Below are 20,105 nucleotides of genomic sequence, written 5' to 3' on the forward strand. Positions count from 1 at the left end.
TGTTGTGAATGATCAATTCGCCAGCACTCACTTCCGACCTTCGCATCGAGCGTTATAGACATCGTATCTTCCCTTCGACTGACATTCATGTCTCGCAAAATTGCCCTTACTGTAGATCCAATCTACCGGCAGTGTTACATCTTACGCACAAGAACATCGCGCCTGATTTCAGGCTCAGGACTTCTTATCAGGTGTTTCGTCCACTGAATTGCCGGACTGCGCAGGAATTTCGTGGGATGTATCGTTATTTTCGTTGCGAGGCTCATTTGTTGAAACGTCAGTGATATCCGATTGGCTCTCTGGCCGAAACGGAAGTAAAGTTTTGTGCCGGCGGGTAGAAAGATGTTGCTTAACATCAGATTTCTGATTGAAACTCATAATCACTCCGGTCGTCCTTGTTGCGTAATTGAAAAGGCGCCCGTCTAGAGCGAAACATGAAAAGCTGAAGGCGAGGAAGAAGGTATCCAAACTGCTTCTTTAAGCATACGCCTATTTGTGACGAGCGCGATCCCTGATGACGAATGAAGAGCCGCTGCTATAGATACATAACAAGGGATAACGATTCCAACTGTTTTGAAGTCATCGGCCTTCAGGGTGAAGACTTTCTGAAGACGCAACTATCAAGACAGCGGCGTTAAAATCAGGCTGATTACGGCACATGTCTCGCAGCGCCAACGCCAAGCCCCACGAAATGACGCACATAGCCGACTGTAGCTCCTACATGGCACTAGAGCGGAATCAGGATTACTGTATCCGATCCGCGAGGGGTTAAGTGCAGCTTTCGTTACGGAAAAGCTGCGCCATCCTCCGAGGCCTTGCGAATAGATCTACCCTGATTCAGCTCTGGTCGCCGGCTGCATTCGTAACCCTTACCCTAAATAAAATGCAAACTCCAACGCCCATCTAGCTTTTGGCTGGAGACGTGCAAACGAGGATTCCCCCCAAATTCCCGAGCAGCGTATGTGACCACTTCTGCAGCTTTTCTTAATACTGCAGAACTACATTGCGTCCGTAAGTCGCTCAAATCACATGATTGGCCCATCGCCTAGACTGCGCGCTGTTCTGAAAGAGGAGAAGAAAGTGCTTGCACGAAACAGCTATTCGGAGCTACTCGCGCTCGTGGATCATGAGCAATTTGGATCAGCTATTTCCTTTTGCGGCGTCGATGATCAAAGTCATGGATGCATAATTCTTTGCATTGAATTTCATGTTTCCGGAGGTAGATCAGGCCAGTCGAAGTAGTGAAGCGGAATTGCAGTTCAGAAGTCTTCCGACTCGTACTACGATTCGAGAGGTCCAACAATAAGGACTGTTCGCTTTTCTTTACAAATTATCGTAAAGGTTCGATGGAATTATGTCCAAAGCACATAGGTGATCTTCATCCTTATAAATTTCACTTAAGGAAAATCGAATGACAGTTATCGTGAGAATTACATTCTGCCTTTTATTAGCTAGCCTTGGCTCCTGGCAAGAATCGCTATTTGCGCAGCTGTCAAATCATGAAAACAATCTATGGGCATGCGAGAACGGCTTAAAGTCCTGCGATCTCTCTGATCTTACCGAAAGAGAATCTCATGAAGCCGTTATCAAGCTCCACCAGCGAAATGTCGCAAACTGCAGACTAGATGCAATATCTTGCGATCATTCCCTCCTAACGACACGCGAGAGGATTGCGTCGGACGTCGCTATTCACCAGCGTAATGTTTCCGACTGTATGGATGGCATTGGACTGTGCGATCATTCACTCCTAACTATCAGGGAAGCTGGTGTCGTTGCAATTGCCGATCGTGAGCGGAATATCTCCCACTGCAAAGATGGGTGGCAACCCTGTGATCAATCCAAACTGAATGCAAACGAAACAAGAGCTGTAGCCCTCGCCAGCCGCCAGCGCAACATCTCTGATTGCACATATGGCCTAGAGTCCTGTAATTACTCCGTCCTTACCCAAACAGAAGCAAAAAAAGTGGCTGCCGCCGTTCATGCGCGCAATCTCTGGCATTGCACAGAAGGATGGGACACCTGTGACCGATCCAGACTGAGCCCTGAACAAGTTCGTGCAGTGGCTCTCTCTGACCATCAGCGTAATCTCTCAGCATGTAAAGGCGGCAAAGAATCCTGCGACTACTCCCAATTGACCGCATCAGAAGCTTCCGTATTAAAGGACCTTGAGCAACGACGCAACTCGCAAGCTTGCCAAACCGGTTATGGCTATTGTGATCTCTCTCGACTGACAGCGAAGGAAACAGATAATCATATCGCAGGGCGCCACGAACTATCTCCTGAGTTTTAGGTTCGGCAGATACACACTCCCTACGTGTGGTCAATAAAGAGGTTTAAGGACGCCGATAACCACATTAAGAAGCTGTCGGCCATGTGTCTCTGCAGTAGAAATCAGTCGTAAGGTGTAAATCATGAAGAACAGAGCAAAAGTACAGAACGAAACAATCGCTCCAGTTCAGGCTAGCCCAACCAGTTGGCTACGCTCAACGGCAGGGCGCCCATCGGATATTGAGGCTCAAATCAATCGGCGTGCCTACGAGTTATATTGCACTCGCGGACAAAGAACCGGCAAAGACCTCGAAGATTGGTTACGCGCAGAAACGGAAATCATGGAGAGCTAAACCTTGGCGATAGCAGTTTCGTATGACGACAACCTTAATACAGCTCCTTTCGAAGCTAGAAAATATATCTATCATCCAGGCTTTCGAAATGTGAAATGATGACCGTCAGTGGTATTGAAGAACTGTATACCCTCTAGATTCTGATCCCCTGATACGCATGATGCAAATTCATCTGGACAAGGTTGTGAACCGCTTCCGCTGCGATGAGCAGGGTAGATTCAGCACCTGAGGTGAGATCTGCATGACGAGCCTTCAAACTTTGCTAAAATTCGACACGGACTACCCGTCGTATCAGCCGAAATTCCCGCATTGTAAGTATTGAACTCGTCAGTATCGAATACTGGTCACAATTGATCACTTTTGGCTATCTCCAAAAACATAATTTATGAAAAGTGAGCAATATTGCTCAGATATAAATTTATGGAGCCGGTATTCTCTCTCAAAACGTAGCTGTACCTCAAACAACCTATAGGAATCACGTTCATGGACAACGCCGCTAAATAATGATGGCGTTGCATGATAAACAAGCACGAACTATCAATCCTTGATGCTCGACTGCCTTGGTATCTCCTTGGTGTTAATAACGTTAATCTTTCATGCACGACTATTGACAAGCCACGGGCTATTTCATCGGTGGGCCTGACCGCCAAAAAGCTCTCTGCCTAAGAAGCTAACCATGTCTACCGCTAATGGAAAGTACGACCTGTGAGCACTATTGATCAGCAGTCTCCGGTTATGCATTGATAATTTGAAAGTGGTGAAACCCCGAAAGGGATTTCGTACGACGGCAATTTCAGAAGGTTTGGAATGTCCACACTTAGAAGTTCGATTACGGTCCTGCTTTATCCGAAAGGCGGATTCACAATACCGTCCGTCTGTACCGCACTCTCTTCCGTAGATTCTGCGGAAAAATTGGTTTGCCGGGACAAAGCAGCGCAACAGAATACCAAGGACGGTTATCCTCACTTCCAGACATGCTTTCGCCGGTGCTGGTGGAAGATGCGAATGATGAATGCCGCCTTCGGGCTGAAACAGCCGGTTGATGCCGCTCAGAGTCAGAAACGAAGCCAAGACTATATTTTCGACGAACAGGCCAGGTCGAGAATGGACGATGAAGGATGTCCTAACGGCTACCAACAGTCCGATTCGATTCCCCCAATCATCCAGAAAAGAAACTCCATCCTAATGAATCGTCGACTTGCTCCCCTTCTGAATGAATTGTTCGTGATACCGCACCCAAGGAGCGTTAGCTCTATATGCTTCTCCTGTGTAACAAAGTATGTGGAATCTAGACGCACCCCAAAGGAGGAAATATGATGCTCATCGCTGATTCGCAATTGATGCAAACTATTCGGTTTGATCGCGCTTTGCAATATACAGTGGTCCAAAGCTGGGATGAGTTCATGCCCGATCAAACCTCTGGATTGATTCACATTGACTACCAAACAGGAAACGATGATTTACTCCAGTTCCTCCACATTTGGGCATCCACCAACAGAGGTTCATGGAAACTCGTCTGTGAGTATTGGATACAATCCCTCTGGTCTCATCCCACTGGCTTGCGTTTTGAAAATGACTACCGCTCTGAGGCTTTCGCTCGTAATCTGGAGCTTGTGATAAAGCAAGAAAAGGTGTTTTCAAAAATCCCTAATCAGGCCGGGCTCATTCAAGTGTATCCACCTACACAAGTAGAGCGTAGAGAAGCAGATCAGTGGATGAAGTTGCTCTCCGAGCAGAGGAATCCTGTTCCGATGGAATCACACGTCGCGGCCTGACCAGCACATCCGTTTTTTTGATATGCCGTGGTTAAAAAAGGCCATACTTCACAGTCATTTATAGGATCACAAGTAAAACCTGAAATGTTTTCGTCTCTCTATGCAACTCTATCGGTCTTGTCTCATTCTGCGAGTGAGACAGGAAAATCTCGTTGCTCCAACGTTTCGACTTAACACACTCAATCTTTCCGGTGCCAAGCGAAACAGATCAACCACGTAATAAGCAAATCTTCAAATCCATGCCTCAGGGGTTGAGAAAAGTTTCTTCATGGACAGTGTGTGAGCTAAATCTAGCCCCAGCAATGATATCTTTTGGCTTATCCAACAGTTCTGGTGTTGTCAGGCCGAGCCCCGACGAACAAGGTCTATTCCATCCGGAGAAACTCCCTGGGCTAACACCTTATCGGGCATCGAGAAATGAAGCTCCTTTTGCTCCAGATGGCTCATGGCGTCCACGATCCGCAACAAGGAATCCAGACCACTTCCTTTTTCATAGAACGCATCTACCGTAACTTCAGGAGGTAAACCTTCCGCAGAAGAAGTTCCGCTCATAGCGATTAGCCTAATCGAGGGAAATCCAATACGGACCAGGGGAAGCAACTCGAAACCTGACATCCCTGGCATATTGAGATCCGAAATAATGATGTTAGGAGTCCTGGCTCTGATCTCAAGCAATGCGGAGAAACCATCCTCAGCCAGCCGGACCTTGTAGCCTAACTCAGAGAAGACATCAGACAGCAACATGCGAATCATCATGTCATCGTCTACAACAAGCAACTCTACATTTTCGGTTAACATCATATTAATGTTTAGCCTTAGCTTTTTATAAGGTTCTTCAAGGGAAATTGTCTCGCTTTTCTAATCTCTAGGGCTGTACTCTTTTGCTCACCTTTGCAATTAGTTCGGCACCAACTCTTCTCGATTACGGAGAATATTGTCGGACTATTTCCGCATTGAGGGTTTAGATTTATCCTCTACAATTTGCATAAATTCTGGAGTTGTCCACACTTGTTCTTCTCTTCCGATCTCCTGTCTAAATTGATCGGAGACATAGTGCATACCTCGATCAACTTGCCCATCGAGCGGTACAATTAGTAACTGCAAACGATATAAATTTGAGATACCCAGGACAAGCAACTAACATAGAAATATTCTCGTCTCACAGAACTGACTGCACACTCGGGACCCGATATTTCGACGCAAACGTCATAAAGACGGCCCGACAGCTCGGAAACTCTGCTTTCCGCGAAAGGCTTTCTTCCCAATGACATCATCTCGTTTCTCTATAGTGATCTACACCGCCACCGTTCTCCTATGTTCTGTATTTGCTACGGCTCGTTCCTTTGCGAATCCGCAAACAGCACCGGACAACTCCGGACAGAATAAAGACCAGACAGTGACTGCGGAGAATCAATCCGATACGAAAGCTGATCGGGAGACTACGGCGCAGGCGCGCAAAGCAATCATGGCAGACAAGGCTCTGTCCACCTATGGCCACAACGTCAAGATCATCACAAGAAATGGGGCCGTCACGCTCAAAGGTCCTGTCAAATCAGAAGAAGAGAAGCAGAGGGTGGCTTCTGACATAGCTACTGTTGTCTCGTCCGACAAAATCACCAATATACTCACAGTCAAAAAATCACCCTAACTTTTCTATAACGAAGTCGCGGTCACGCTGCAGCACGCAGTAGAGGAGAACACTATGTCCAGCAAAAATACGGCCGTTTTCGGCATCTACGCTACACCAGGAACCGCAGAGGCGGCAGTCGATCATCTACTCGCTAAGGGTTTCATCAACGAGTCCATCTCAGTTCTTCTGCCTGACGATGAGAGCACACGAGCCTTTGCCCACGAGAAAAGCACCAAAGCACCAGAGGGCACAACCGCTGGCGTTACGACCGGTGGGGTCATCGGAGGAACTCTGGGACTACTCGCAGGGATCGGAGCTCTTGCTATTCCAGGTGTTGGTCCGCTTATCGCTGCGGGACCAATCATGGCCTCACTCGCAGGCCTTGGTGTGGGGGCAGCCGTTGGAGGCATTGTCGGCGCTCTAGTCGGTATGGGAATTCCAGAGTACGAAGCTAAGCGCTATGAAGGCGCGGTCAAGGAGGGCGGGACGCTCCTCTCTGTCCACTGCGACACTTCCGACCAGATCGACGCAGCCAAAGCAGCGCTGAAAGAGACTGGTGCTCGTGATATCGCTGCTACCGGAGAAGCCGGATCAAACGATAGTACCGGCGAAAACACAATATTCAGCAAGGCTTCCTAGAACACGCCAATTTCTTCTCATTCGGAAGACTCGGACGTTGCAGTTACGGACCGCAATACTGTCGGCACGAGCACGGAAAGAGCCATCGAACGCTAGAGCAGAATCAGGGTAGATGCATACGCTAGCCACAGAGGATCGCGCAGCTTTTTCGTCAAGAAAAGCTGCTCTTAGCCCTTGCCGGATCGGACACAGTAACCCTGATTCCGCTCTAGAACATGAAGACCTTAGCAGCCTCTTGGGATGGAACCGGCAGCTTACTTCGCTCTTATATCGGGTACGTGAGCAGTCTGGATTTAACCGGCTGCATTTCGTGCCCGATTCCATCTCTCATCGAGGCTGCTGCCCGCATCCCCCAAGTACCAATCTATTGTGGAATGGCGTGCTTCGCCTTCCCGGACGCGGACAACGACATCCGCTGCCTGCTTAAGTTGGGAGCTCGCCAATAAGTTTCTCTGGAGCCGGGTGGCTGAATACAGGGGAACTGCAGGGGAACTCAGCTGTTCCCAGGTGTCGCATCAAAGTTCGATAAGCGGAAGTGACCTGTACCAAGCATCCCAGGGATCATTGATACCGAGGCTTTTTTCACAATAAGAGCACCGTTTAAAACGTCGAATTTCCGGCATATCACCATCTATAAGACGAACAAACAGGTTAAGGAATCCAGCCGCTGGCCAATGAAGCCGTTCTTTCGGAAAGATCGGAAGACCAACGCCGATCCGCTCCAGATATTTTGCGCTTTCGGGTAAATCCCTCGGCACAACAATCAAGCCCCAAAGATCTCTGCAATCTTCTCTGCTGGAGCCATTCTGGAATTCGCCAAAATGATGCAAAAGCTCAGCATCATTAGCGGCAACGATGGTCCGGCATGAATTCCAGGCCTCCTGGATTATGCTTCTCGGCTCCCGAGGTCGCGAGTCAAATGTTCCATTGAGAAACCAGCGGGCATTTTCAACGCCGGCACCTGCAAGAAATCCGGTCCAACTGGCTTCCTGCTCGTTGATCTGATAAGTTGTCTTCTTGAGAAGCCGTGGCATGATGGTTTATCTTCGTACGTCTTGAGAAAGCAAGTTATGATTCCTCAATATTCTCAAAGCATTCTGGCTTGAAGTATCCTGACGAATTTCTCTTCGGCCTTCGAGTTATAGTAAGCTGCATGAAGTTAGGTGCAGTTTGGGCGATATTCCACAGCAAGCCATACCTATAAGCATCGAACTTCCCCCGAAAGCTCGATTGAGCCCGTCAAGCAGGACATTCATCGTAGTCACTGTCAAAATTTGGCGTGAGCACTTACGCCTTCACTTGAGAAGCCGAAGACTGTCTACGTAAGATTCATTGCATCAATTGCATCGGCAAGATGCCCTCAATATCCCACAAAAACCAAGTCCAAATGAGTCGATTGACCATCCAGGAGCTCAGATTCCGATTTTTCAGTGAGCGCGGTCGATGCCTCTTTTGTTCTTTCTGCAGGTGCCAGATTACCCATCCCATGGGACCGGCGCACTTTATAATGATCAATATCCCGAAGGACATTATTGATTGTATCTTCCGGGCGATTATGGGCTTTATGCAGTTTCTTCAATGCCACGGCAGTAACCCGGCAGAGGACAAAACGGTTGGGAATATGTGTAAGCGCCTGGTAAACCTGTTGAGAACGCACTGCTGGACCTCCGGTTTCCGAATGTCCAGTCCGTTCTTTTAAGTACCCGCAGGGTACGGATTAGATATCCACTGTCTCAATGGTACACGCATTAGGGACTATGCACCGTCTCTCGCAAGAATATTCGCAACGATTGAGAGCCAGTTCCGTACTGAACCGTAGAGCCGTCGAAAGTCTTTCAGCGCTGGTTTTTCTCTCGTTCCAGCATTGCCTCAAAGCAAGACCATCTGAAGCCATCTACATTAAACGTCCAGAGATGATCTATATCTGCATCTACGTAACAAAAACGAGAAAGAGGTATCCAACCTACTCTTTTAAGCATACTCTCAAGCTGAAAGCCCTCAACACTGCTGATAAGCAGCTACTTTACAGCAGGGAGGAAGAGACGGATATGACAGACTCCTGCTCTGCGAATATGTTCTATAGGACCCAATATATACGTGCAGAGCGGGAACTCGTCGAGGCCTCTGCTAATTTCCGTATAGCTCAGATGATTCGTTTCTCGGCATCGGCCAGACTCGAACAAGCACATAGGGCCTGGTGCCTCTCTAGGAGAGACTGGGCAAGACATCAGGCGGCGTGTCCGCTTTGTCATCGGCTAGTAATGTAATTGCTTCACGCACTTTTCTCTCCCACGACCAGAATTTTTCAACTTTGAATGCCATTCAGCCAACACGGCGAAAATCATCAAGGCTGCTCGAAAGAATTCATTTTTATTAACTACCTCTTGATTCTTGGATAAAGAAGCCTAAATTCACTTAAGTTATCAAATATTTGAAAGATCGGCACTAAAGGTGGGACGTGGAAGGAAAGGGATTGAACTATGGTATCGAAACAGGAATTCTCGCCTCTATGTGATTTACACCATACCCCAATGCAAAGAGTCATGATGGAAGAGACGGATTCAGAAGAGAGTCAATCATTCCACAAGTGTGAACGACTCGATTGTTCCCGTATCTATCGCGCAGGCAATGGCTATTCGGATATTGTCGAGGGAAAGTTCGACGATTCGCGAGCCTACGCTAGGGTCTGTGCGGCATGCGGAGCCATACTATACCTTGCTGAGGTAGATCATGTATTGAAGATCGAGAATTGGGAATGCCCGCAGACGAGCTGCAATTATGTAGAGGAAACCCCATCACCATCGTCACGATAGATGAGCAGGGATATCCTCCGACAGTCGCAGACCCAACATACTCTTTTGACTTACAAACATGCTGGCCTCGTTACGCTGCTATGGGTAGAGAACATTTGGTCCAGTTTCTCCGAAAAATTCGTGACCGTGGGCAGATCAAATACTTTGGCCACTAACAGAAACTTTCCAGGCCACATCCATGAACGACTATTTGTCTTGGAGACCTGGTTAATAGTTGGGCGGTGGTTCCGAGGTGGACTCTCTCTCGGAGCCTAGTTGATCTGTCTGTAGAGAAGCCAGATCCGGTTGAAATGATGAGTATGATTCCGGTTCTAGCAACATGCTTCCATCGTCACCTGAAAGCTTCTCTTGCTTTCTTTGGTTTTTACGCTCCGCCTTTTCCCGTTGTTTTTCTTGACGTTTCTGTTCCTTTTGACGCTTAAGAAATGTTGATCGGCCTCGTGGCACAGTTCACCTCCAAATTAGATTCTTTATCTCTGGTGCGCTATAAAGCAGCGGCACAGGAGAAATTTTTACGCCACAAAGCTACCATCTGGGGCCACGCCGCTTATGATCGTTACCACGAGAGTTGCCGCGTCCTCGTCCTCCGCCATTACCGAAGGAGGATCCCCCACTTTTTGGCCGGTCTGTCTTTGGTTTGGCTTCATTGATGGTTAACATGCGACCACCCAATTCGCTTCCATTCAATCCTAATATCGCTTCATCTGCTTCACTGGCATTGACCATTTCTACAAACGCAAACCCACGCGAACGTCCCGTTTCCTGCTCTGTGATCAGGTTAACCCTTTCCACTGCACCATATGCGGCAAAAATACCTTGTAATTCCACTTCGGTTGCACTATGGGGCAAATTGCCAACGTACAGGTTCTTCATTTCAAGTCCTTTCAATCTCGCGTCCGGGAAATCAACTACGGCAGCTCGTATATAAGGCGATCTCAACTGGTTAACGACAAAGCTCACCCTAGAACATTTCCTGTATAGACAGACACTCGCTGAGCGTGTTGAAGTGCAGTTTTCTTTATCGGAAAGCTGCTAAAGCTTTTGGCTTCGGCTCACATCCGTGCACCACCTACTCCAGGGTACCAGACTAGCCTCACATCTCGGAATCAATTGCTCGGTAACGCACCAACGAATCTTAAAGCACGCTTGGAGACATCAGCCGCGCATCCGTGCTTGCGCACTGATACAATGCCTCCTAAATGTGACACATTAAATCACATAATGGGTCATTGCGCTTTCAAAAGAAGAGCTAAAAACAAGTTTCAGGAAGCCAGGAAGCGAAAGTTCTAGACCAGATTCGACGATCAGCGATCAATCTAACAGCTACGCCCAATGGTTCGTCACTGCGAGAAATAATCTATTTGTAATGCCCACGTTCCCCAATTTCTCCGATGAACGACATGATTTTGCAAAGCGATCAAGCTAAGTCATTTGCATCAGATAAATAACAGAAGCACACCATGGCAAGGTAGGAGGAGAACTTAGCCAGACAAGAAAGTGGACCTTCGTTTACCGTGCCGCACAACTCTTCTCCCTTTCTGGAATAAGCGTGATTATTATCGAGAGGAACTGCACAGAGTACACGGAAACGTGTACTCTCAGAGACAGGATATCTGATCCGCACGCTGCGGCACCTCCGCATAGCGGGCTGGACATTCGGAAACCGGAGGTCCAACCATGCGTTCTCAGCAGGTCTATCAAGCTCTGGTACATATCCCTAATCGATTCGCGCTTTGTAGAGTCACTTCCATTGCGTTGCAAAAGTTGCATCGATCAAATTGCAGGCCGGAGGACACAATTAACGATGTTCTGCAAGATATTGACCGATATAACCTTGCCGTCCGTGCAACCTACAGAGTGTTGTAAGGTGTTGAGCCCAGCGTAGAACAGCCTATGGAGCTTGCGAAGGAGTTGAGTTCTCAATTGCAGAACAGCAGCTCTTTATTCGCTATCTCGAAGTGTGCGCGTCGCGATTAAGCGTATGCTTAAAGAGGTAGTTTGGATACTTTCTCCTCGCCTTCAGCGCTCTATGCTCCGCTCCCAGACGAACACCTTTTAAGCACGCAACAGGAACACCGGAGCGACCATGAGCTTCAATCAGAAAGCCGACGTGAAGAGATATCTTTCTGCCCGCCGACCCAAAACCACGCTTCCGTTCAGACCAAATCCCCACAGCTCTCGATGTGAAGGTCTGAAATATGGGCTGGCATTTCATATGGTTGGATGATGCTTATTCCTGTCGCAGTGCCGGTCTTACGGAAGCCTCAGCCATCACAAAAGCAATTGCTCGCGCGTTGGGTCAGATAAAGTGCGGGTTCAATGCTGCTGAGTTGGAGTCGATAAAGGTGTCTAAGTATCCGGGCTTTCGGGTTGCTAAGACCACACTTCGTACCCGACAAATTCAAGAACAAGCTCATCTCCGTCCGATTGACAAGATCGCAATCCGACAGCTTGCACCGCGATAAGCTTAACCATTCATAATTACGAACGGTTGGTTGGATATATGCCTTACTTCCCTCGATCTTTCTCGATATGCTGCGCATCCGACGCGCTTGAAAGCAGGAAATTATGTCCTTCCCCGAATCGCTTTATAGCGAAGAAAGAGCTAGGAACTCCTCAATGGGTGCTCATTCGTTACCTATACCCACCCGCATTGCCTTTATCGGCAATTATCTGCCGAGACAATGTGGCATTGCTACGTTCACAACAGACCTGTGCACTGCGATGGCAGCCGAATTTGGCAACGGACGCCTCTTTGCAATTCCGGTGAACGATCCGGAATCCAGCTATCAGTATCCCGAGCAGGTGCGAATTGAGATTGAACAGGAAGATTGTTCTTCCTATGAACGCGCTGCTGAATTTCTCAATTTCAATGGGAATGACCTGGTTTGTATGCAGCACGAGTACGGCATCTTTGGAGGAAATGCAGGCAGCTATATATTGACGTTGCTTCGGAAATTGAAGATGCCACTGGTGACAACGCTTCATACCGTCTTGCGTGAGCCGGACTCAAATCAGCGGGCTGTGCTCGACGAGATCGGTCAGCTGTCGGACCGTTTGATTGTTATGAGCGAACACGCAGCATGTCTTCTGCGGGATGTATATGGCGTGGCCGATGAAAAAATCGACGTCATTCCGCATGGAGTACCGGATCTTCCCTTCATAGACCCCAATTACTACAAGGATATATTTGGCGCCCAGGGGAAATCCGTACTGCTCACATTCGGCCTCCTGTCTCCGAATAAAGGGATCGAAAATGTGATTCGCGCTTTGCCGGCAATTCTGGCAAAGCACCCTAATCTTGTGTACATCGTCTCCGGAGCAACGCATCCGCACATCAGACGACGCGAGGGAGAGCGATACAGAGAAGAGTTACAGAGGCTGGCAGAAGAATGCGGCATTTCCTCACACATAATTTTCAATAATCGTTTCGTAAGCAACGAGGAAATGATCGCACAGGTCGGCGCTGCGGACATTTACGTCACTCCTTATCGCCAGGAAGCCCAAGTAGTCTCCGGAACGCTCGCAATTGCACTCGGAGCGGGAAAGGCTATCATTTCTACACCGTACTGGCATGCCAAAGAACTGCTTGCACAGGAGCGCGGAGTAATCGTTCCATTTAATGATCCTGATTCCATCTCCGAAGCGACGATCAAGCTACTGGATAATGATGCCGAGCGGCATGCAATGCGAAAGCGCGCCTATCTTCACTCACGAGGCACTACGTGGCAGAAGACAGTGCAGGCATATATGGCAAGTTTCCAGCGTGCTCGCGTTGAACGGATGTTGCGTCCACGGGCCGCACTACAGGACATCTTCGCCCACAAAGCAACGGATAGAATCCCCGTACTCAATACGTCGCACTTATTGAGCATGACCGATGACACGGGCATGTTGCAGCATGCCATCTTCTCTTTGCCCAATTGCCTTGAGGGATACACGACCGACGACAATGCCCGTGCCCTCATAGTGACAATGCTACTGAATCAAACTTCTCTTCCTCAACGCCACGAAGATACCGCGTTATCGCATCGTTATCTGGCATTTCTCTGGTTTGCCTTTTGCGAAAAGGCAGGCAGATTCAGGAACTTTCTCAGCTACAACCGTAAATGGCAGGAAGAAATTGGTTCGGAAGACAGCCACGGGCGCGCACTATGGGCATTGGGGACAGTACTCGGCCATTCGGAAGATGCCGGTTTAAGAGGTGCGGCGGGCAGGCTCTTCGAGGCTGCAGTTCCAGCAACACTGACATTTTCCAGTCCGCGTGCCTGGGCGTTCTCTGTTCTGGGAATGCAAGCATATCTGGACTGGTTTCCTGGGGACAGGGTCATCCAGGGCACGCGTAATCTGCTCGCGAACCGGTTACTGGATCTCTATGAAAGTAGTCATTCCGAAACATGGCGTTGGTTTGAGAAGAGTCTTGCCTACTCGAATGCCAGGTTGTCGCAGGCGCTTCTGGTCGCCGGTTGGCACAGTCACAACCAGAGGATGATCGAAATAGGATGCGAATCCCTTTCTTGGCTTGCAGGCATTCAGCATCAACGGGAAGAAGATCTGTTTGTTCCGATAGGCTCCAGAGGCTTTTTCACCCAGGGTGGCGAAAAAGCCCGTTTCGACCAACAACCGGTCGAGGCTTGTGGAATGATCTCCGCTTGCTTGCAGGCATTTCGTCTCACCAGAGAAAAACATTGGCTCGAGGAAGCATGGTGTGCGTTCCGCTGGTTCCTGGGCGAAAACGATCTTCAGACCCCGCTTTATGACGAAACCACCGGTGGCTGCCGAGACGGCCTTCACCCCGATCGTGTCAATGAAAATCAAGGAGCTGAATCAACGCTTTCCTTCCTGATGGCATTGCTCGAAATGCGAAACGTAGAACTGTCTACCACAAAAAACATCGACCCGGAAATGAGTGTGTCCCTTTGAATTCAATCAGATTGCCAGCAACATCGCCAGAACCTTTTACCCTGGAGCAGCAAAGCGCACAACTGTCTGGCGATTCTCTATTCACGCGCTATTCGAACAATCCAATTCTCAGCCGGAAAGACTGGCCGTATCCGGTGAACAGCGTCTTCAATGCAGGTGCAACACAATTGCCTGATGGAGATACTCTTCTGCTTTGCCGCGTAGAAGACCGACGAGGATTATCCCATCTTTGCGCTGCTCGTTCTGCAAATGGAATTGATGGGTGGCGAATCGACCCGCAGCCAACGTTGATGCCCAGTCCTCGAGAGTATCCGGAGGAGATATGGGGCATCGAAGACCCAAGAATTACATATATTCCCGAGTTGCAGCAATATGCGGTCGCTTATACATCTTTCGCTCGGGGTGGCCCTGGCGTTTCACTCGCTCTGACCAGTGACTTCAGAAGCTTCGAGCGATATGGCGTGATTATGCCTCCTGAAGACAAGGATGCCGCACTCTTGCCGCGCAAGATCGGGGGTTCTTGGGCGTTGATTCACCGGCCCGTGACAACGCTTGGCGCTCATATGTGGATATCCTACTCACCGGATCTGAAACATTGGGGCAGCCACAAGATAATACTTCAGGCGCGACGCGGAGGATGGTGGGATGCCAACAAAATCGGCCTGTGCTCACCGCCGATTGAAACAGCAAAAGGCTGGTTAGTGCTCTATCACGGCGTGAGGCAGACTGCGTCTGGCAACATCTATCGCCTGGGACTAGCGCTGTTCGACATCAATCAACCTGACGTCTGTCTGCAACGAGGAGATTCCTGGATATTCGGTCCCGAAGCTCCTTATGAGCGAAATGGGGACGTTCGGGATGTAGTGTTTCCCTGCGGGCAAACCATCGGCCCGGATGGGGACACCATTCATCTTTACTATGGTGCAGCGGACTCATGCATAGCCTTGGCGACCGGAAGTATTCGCGCTCTTCTTTCGTGGTTGGATCTGCACTCCAAATCGGAAGCTACAAGTGATCTTTAATACGATCATGGATCAACACTGGCGCAGCAGCATTCCACAAATACGCTGGATACGCCGAAAGTAACCCACTTTGTACATCCATTGAATTTCAGAAAGCCGATGCGCATTCCCTCAATCGGCTTTCTGAGGTTGCTTGCACTGTCTCTAATTCGATGTGTCAATTGCTGGCGCCAAGTATTACTGGTATGCAAAGGAAAATACGCCCTAGCCACCAGATAGCAATGTATCTGGATGCCACCACATCGAAAGTAAAGGAAAATCATGACCAACCCGCAATATCCAGCCAGTCATACTTCAAATGATTTATTGTTCAACCTAAGGGAGCAGTGTTTTGAAAAACCATTGAATTATGGGGTCATCACGCAGAGCGCGGAAGAAGTGCAGGATATCCAGAATGCTCCCTCTGTAAGTATGGGACCATACCTGATAGAGTCTGGACAAACACGGCTACTAACTACCATTAGCATCTATAGTCAACGCGGAGAACACCGGGATCAGGTACGGCTGCTCTATATGAATGACGTCGCGTTTCGTATTTGGAAAGCCATGGGCAAAACTCCAAATCTGATTGGAACTCAACATCGTCCGCCGAAAACAGCGCTGCTGGCGTTTGGGGTCCCATTTAGCGAATAGGGCTAAACTCCCAGGCTGTAAGCTCTTTCGAAATCGCTGGCTCCTTCCCATCCTCGACGGAGTTGAGCTTCAGCACCTTCGCATCCTATTCATGGCTCAACATCTGCAAGACAGAAATTTCATACCCAGCTGAGGTTGAATTCACAACAGCGGAGCGACAATCCCCGAAGAAAGCATAGGACTCTCTCATACAAATCCGGGCAACAATGCAGACCGACTTGATTGCTCTGTATAAAGCTCTCGGTGACGGATGGGAGAAGAACGATCCGGTCATCGTTGTACAAAACACAAAACCATGAGTTCACCGAGGGGAGAGCTGAAACCGAACTTTCCTTAGCCCAAGACTCAACAGAGAGAATCGTCACTCAGGTTTAGTGACAAAGAGTTACATTTCGTTACCATCTTTTACTGGTCTCTGGCCTAACATGAACTGCCGGGCTATTGCCCGCCCTATGGAGAATATTTCTATGCTGAAGAAGATCTGGATGGTTGCTGTGTCTTGTGTTCTGCTTTGTGCAAGCGCCTTTGCCGCCAATTGGAATGGCAAGTGGACAACAGAGATCGATACCCCGATGGGCAAACAGAAATACACTTATGACATTCATGTGGACGGAACTAAGCTCACTGGAAAGGCTATTACGGATCGCGGCGAAGTCGAACTCCAGGACGGCACGATCGATGGGGACAATATCAAATTTGTCGAGAACCTGGATATGGGTGGAAATCAACTCACTATCGTTTACAACGGAAAGATCGAGGGCGATGAGATTAGGTTCACTCGCAAAGTCGGTGACTTCGCTACCGAAAAGTTCGTCGCCAAGCGTATGAAATAAAATGCCTGATCAGGGCCGCGATTAACTGATCGGCATATGTAAAGCCTTACTATTTCGCCAAAGAAAGCCGCTCTTCACCTTGCTTGGAAAGTTCACAGTATTTCGGGAAATGCTTTAAGGCTCTATTCCTGTGTAGTAACACATTTTGCCGACGGAATTGCATATTAGACGAATGGAGCCGCGAGCGACATTGCGAGATGTCAGTCGCGGCCCAGTCGATCACGGAATCAGTTCTGCCTCCTGAGGACCAAGAACCATAGTCCCCTCATACACGCGATTGCTAATGATCCCTTTCCTGTTGCCCCTGACTGGAATCTTTTGCTCTTGCTGTGTCGTGTTCACATAGAGTGTTCGGCCATCGACAATTCTGGCGTAGACTCCATCAGGGCTCTGCGGTCCCAGTTGAATACCCGCAATCTTGTAGACATGATCCAGAATAGGTCCCATCACGGAAGGCTTCGATTCAGTTGCCAGATAGATCGCATTACCTTTTCCGAACTTATTAATTGTGACAACCGGAGAATGATCTTCGGTGTTCGTGAATCGCGATAGTACGACCGCTGATGAAGGCTCAAGCACCTCATACTGGTGCACTCCACTATTGACCGAATTGCCATCCAATTCAAACTTAAGTTCAGAAGCAACTTTATAGAAAGCATTCGTTTTCAGCCCAAACACATCGCTCAAGCGGCCCGGCAAAGGTATCTCAAACCATTTTCCGTGCTCGTCGACTTTGGCGGAAAAAGCTGTCATCAAAACATTGCCGCCACCATTTACATATTCGCGGAGCGCCTGTGCACTAGCCTCATCCATCACGTAGTCTGCTGGTACAACAACGAGTTTGTAGGGAGAAAGCCTGTCATGCCCAATGTTGATGATCGCGGTGTCGATGTTTGCTCGGAAGAGAGGCTCAAATGCTCCTTGCACCTGCTCGGAATACGAAGGATTGAAATACTGGAGCGTCGTATTGGACGGACCGTTCGGCCGCGAATCGATAGACGAATCGAAGGAATACGCAATCGCCACTTCAGGATGCAGATATCGGGGAAATCCGAATTTGGTAAGCTGTTTGAATTCCGAAGCAATACGACCAAACTCGTCGACCTTCCACGAAGGCGTACCGTCGTGATTAACCAGCCCAAAGAGTGCCTGCTCCTCTCCTCCAATATGACTATTGAATGTCCATGCAAGGATTCCTTGTGCACCCATCATTAGTCCCAGATAGGCGTACATGCGGCTTCGACCCGGTGTTCCGTAGTAACCACCACCACCGGCGGTGAATTCATTAAACCAGATGGGAGTTTGCAGATCTCCCTTTGTCATCAAAGCGCCAAACGCGCCGCTGATTGGGTCCCCCGGATAGAAACCTTCAGCGCCATAAGAAACATAGGACTTGTACGTACTGAGATAATCAAAACCTCTTCTCGGCGCGTAATCCCAAAGATTTGAAATAGATGGAAGACTCGGCATATTACGGCGACGAATAGCATCGAGTTCCCTCAGCCGTGCTACGGAAACATCGGACCAATAGCGGTGGAGATCCAGATACCGCTCGGAAGGTCCAGGTCCGTCTGCTAGCGGCAAATCGACGTCCTCGAAACTATTCAGGCGGCGCGACCATCGCTGCGTCGCCCAGACCTTGTTTAACTCTTCGATTGTTCGATACTTCTCCTTGAGCCAAACGATAAATCGCTGTCTGTCGGCCTCCGAATACGACATAAAACCGTTTCCGATCTCATTGTCATATCCAATTGCAATGACTGCCGGATGAGTAGCATAACGTTTCGTCAGCGCGTCGGCTAGGATTCCCACTTCACGCACATAATCAGGATCGCTAATGTTATCCATATAACGTTCCGCAGGAGGAAGGCGCGTGCCGTTCTGGGCGATCAGATCGATCCCGGGATATTTGCGATGCATCCAAATTGGCGCTGGCGAACCAGGAATATCCAGGATTACCCTAATCCCATTGGCCTGCATCTTATCCATGATTTTATCGAACCATTCAAATTCGAATTTACCTTGTGAGGGTTCGAATGAATCCCAGGATAAGTCTCCCATACGCACGACATTGAAACCTGCGTGCTTCATGATGGCTACATCGTGATCGATCTGCTCGGATGACCGATCAACGGGCTGATAACACGTCCCCACGAAGAGCTCTCCAGGCCCTGGCCAATTGGGATGTACAACGGCATTCTGAGCAATGGAAACGATACTCCCAGTCGCCACAAAGGCTAAACTAAGCACAAACTTTCTCAACGAAGTGCTCCACTTTGTTTGATAGCACATTACTCCGCTTCTTTCTTTCATGTAGTTCCTTTATTTAAAGAAGAGATAAAACTCAGACTTCGGCTAACCCGGGCTGCATTAGCCAGATAAATATCGGCAACTCCTTTAGTAGGCTTTGGAATCAGAGTGCGCATCTCCGCTGCGGGATTGGTCGGAGATAGCTTATTACATTTGCGGTTAATTCAGGCAAAGAGCTAGAGCCAATATGCAATAATATGCGTAATCTTAGAGTGATTTAACCTTTGCCTAATACGGAAAAGAAAGGGATGACCTCTCTAGGAAGGTTTGTCCAAATGGATGAAGCCTCGCTGAAGGCCAATCACCACTGCCTGAGTTCGATCCGCAGCATCTAGACGAGTAAGGATGACACTAATATGACATTTCACCGTGGACTCGCGAAGCCCTAGCGTTTCCGCAATGCTTCTATTTGACTTTCCCTCACCGATTAGCTGTAAGACACTTCGCTCCCTGGGACTTAAACAGCGATCTCTTGTTCTAGCCGCGAGAGATTCCGAAATAGACGGAGACAGATACCTGCTGCCGGAATGAACTGTACGTATAGCGGCCAGGAGTATTTCAGGCGGACATCCCTTCGCAACGTATCCTCTCGCACCGGCTTCCATTGCCTGATGTATATCTTCATTCCCTTCGTAGATACTAAGAATGATGACACGCGCATTTTTGTCATGCTCTCGGATTCTTTTCAGAGTCTCCAGGCCACTCAGGCCAGGCAAATTCAGATCGAGCAACGTGATATCGGGAAGATAACGATCAAAGAGTTTGAGAGCCTCTTCTCCATTTCGTGCAAGGCCAACAACCTTCATTTCGCGGGCCGTTGAAATAACGGCTGCAACGCCGGCCCTAATGAGGGAATGATCATCGACGATAAGAATTGTTGTAGGCATTTAGTTCGATTCTTCCTTC

General features: G+C 48.7%; 17 protein-coding genes. 10 read left to right on the forward strand and 7 right to left on the reverse strand.

The features are described from left to right. The first annotated feature begins 1,411 nt into the window (after positions 1–1,411). From AC6I7T_RS11845 to AC6I7T_RS11855, 3 genes are all read left to right on the forward strand, one after another. Positions 1,412–2,290, forward strand: a complete 879-nt coding sequence (locus AC6I7T_RS11845) for a hypothetical protein (RefSeq protein ID WP_497793644.1) — start codon at positions 1,412–1,414, stop codon at positions 2,288–2,290. 121 nt (positions 2,291–2,411) lie between these two features. Next, positions 2,412–2,621: a DUF2934 domain-containing protein gene (locus tag AC6I7T_RS11850; protein ID WP_497793645.1), complete on the forward strand. Its 210-nt coding sequence runs from the start codon at positions 2,412–2,414 to the stop codon at positions 2,619–2,621. Positions 2,622–3,934: 1,313 nt separating this feature from the next. Further along, on the forward strand, positions 3,935–4,396 hold the full coding sequence (locus tag AC6I7T_RS11855) for a hypothetical protein (protein ID WP_497793646.1): 462 nt from the start codon (positions 3,935–3,937) through the stop codon (positions 4,394–4,396). Positions 4,397–4,735: 339 nt separating this feature from the next. On the opposite strand, the gene AC6I7T_RS11860 is transcribed toward AC6I7T_RS11855, so the two are convergent. Beyond that, a complete protein-coding gene (locus AC6I7T_RS11860; RefSeq protein WP_497793647.1) occupies positions 4,736–5,197 on the reverse strand; it encodes a response regulator in 462 nt (153 codons plus the stop codon). Between the two features lie 463 nt (positions 5,198–5,660). Between AC6I7T_RS11860 and AC6I7T_RS11865 the strand changes: the two genes are divergently transcribed. Both AC6I7T_RS11865 and AC6I7T_RS11870 read left to right on the forward strand, forming a co-directional pair. Then, positions 5,661–6,044 (forward strand): BON domain-containing protein, encoded by a 384-nt coding sequence (locus tag AC6I7T_RS11865; protein ID WP_497793648.1) that lies wholly within the window; start codon positions 5,661–5,663, stop codon positions 6,042–6,044. Between the two features lie 54 nt (positions 6,045–6,098). Then, positions 6,099–6,665, forward strand: coding sequence for a DUF3341 domain-containing protein (locus AC6I7T_RS11870; RefSeq protein ID WP_497793650.1), 567 nt, complete (start codon positions 6,099–6,101; stop codon positions 6,663–6,665). Positions 6,666–6,958: 293 nt separating this feature from the next. On the opposite strand, the gene AC6I7T_RS11875 is transcribed toward AC6I7T_RS11870, so the two are convergent. The 4 genes from AC6I7T_RS11875 to AC6I7T_RS11890 all read right to left on the reverse strand — a co-directional run bounded on the left by AC6I7T_RS11875 (position 6,959) and on the right by AC6I7T_RS11890 (position 10,351). Then, a complete protein-coding gene (locus AC6I7T_RS11875) occupies positions 6,959–7,108 on the reverse strand; it encodes a hypothetical protein (protein WP_497793651.1) in 150 nt (49 codons plus the stop codon). A gap of 72 nt (positions 7,109–7,180) precedes the next feature. Beyond that, on the reverse strand, positions 7,181–7,699 hold the full coding sequence (locus AC6I7T_RS11880; RefSeq protein ID WP_497793653.1) for a hypothetical protein: 519 nt from the start codon (positions 7,697–7,699) through the stop codon (positions 7,181–7,183). A gap of 326 nt (positions 7,700–8,025) precedes the next feature. Next, a complete protein-coding gene (locus AC6I7T_RS11885; RefSeq protein ID WP_497793654.1) occupies positions 8,026–8,322 on the reverse strand; it encodes a hypothetical protein in 297 nt (98 codons plus the stop codon). A gap of 1,681 nt (positions 8,323–10,003) precedes the next feature. Continuing rightward, positions 10,004–10,351: an RNA recognition motif domain-containing protein gene (locus AC6I7T_RS11890; RefSeq protein WP_497793655.1), complete on the reverse strand. Its 348-nt coding sequence runs from the start codon at positions 10,349–10,351 to the stop codon at positions 10,004–10,006. A gap of 804 nt (positions 10,352–11,155) precedes the next feature. On the opposite strand from AC6I7T_RS11890, the gene AC6I7T_RS11895 reads away from it, so the two are divergent. The 5 genes from AC6I7T_RS11895 to AC6I7T_RS11915 all read left to right on the forward strand — a co-directional run bounded on the left by AC6I7T_RS11895 (position 11,156) and on the right by AC6I7T_RS11915 (position 16,889). Further along, a complete protein-coding gene (locus tag AC6I7T_RS11895; RefSeq protein WP_497793656.1) occupies positions 11,156–11,344 on the forward strand; it encodes a DNA-directed RNA polymerase subunit omega in 189 nt (62 codons plus the stop codon). Between the two features lie 753 nt (positions 11,345–12,097). After that, the gene (locus AC6I7T_RS11900; protein WP_497793657.1) at positions 12,098–14,401 is read left to right on the forward strand and encodes a glycosyltransferase family 4 protein; all 2,304 of its coding nucleotides are present in this window, start codon (positions 12,098–12,100) and stop codon (positions 14,399–14,401) included. Continuing rightward, a complete protein-coding gene (locus AC6I7T_RS11905; RefSeq protein WP_497793658.1) occupies positions 14,398–15,423 on the forward strand; it encodes a glycoside hydrolase family 130 protein in 1,026 nt (341 codons plus the stop codon). The genes AC6I7T_RS11900 and AC6I7T_RS11905 overlap by 4 nt, the downstream gene beginning before the upstream one ends. 261 nt (positions 15,424–15,684) lie before the next feature. Next, the gene (locus AC6I7T_RS11910) at positions 15,685–16,056 is read left to right on the forward strand and encodes a hypothetical protein (protein WP_497793659.1); all 372 of its coding nucleotides are present in this window, start codon (positions 15,685–15,687) and stop codon (positions 16,054–16,056) included. Positions 16,057–16,523: 467 nt separating this feature from the next. Next, entirely contained in the window at positions 16,524–16,889 is a 366-nt protein-coding gene (locus AC6I7T_RS11915; RefSeq protein WP_497793661.1) for a hypothetical protein, read from the forward strand. Between the two features lie 219 nt (positions 16,890–17,108). Here the strand turns inward: AC6I7T_RS11915 and AC6I7T_RS11920 are convergent, their stop codons facing one another. Together AC6I7T_RS11920 and AC6I7T_RS11925 are read right to left on the reverse strand one after the other, a co-directional pair. Then, positions 17,109–19,151, reverse strand: a complete 2,043-nt coding sequence (locus AC6I7T_RS11920; protein WP_497793662.1) for a beta-galactosidase — start codon at positions 19,149–19,151, stop codon at positions 17,109–17,111. 305 nt (positions 19,152–19,456) lie between these two features. Next, a complete protein-coding gene (locus tag AC6I7T_RS11925; protein WP_497793664.1) occupies positions 19,457–20,086 on the reverse strand; it encodes a response regulator in 630 nt (209 codons plus the stop codon). Positions 20,087–20,105 lie beyond the last annotated feature (19 nt).

This window comes from Humiphilus diazotrophicus (genome assembly GCF_059726315.1).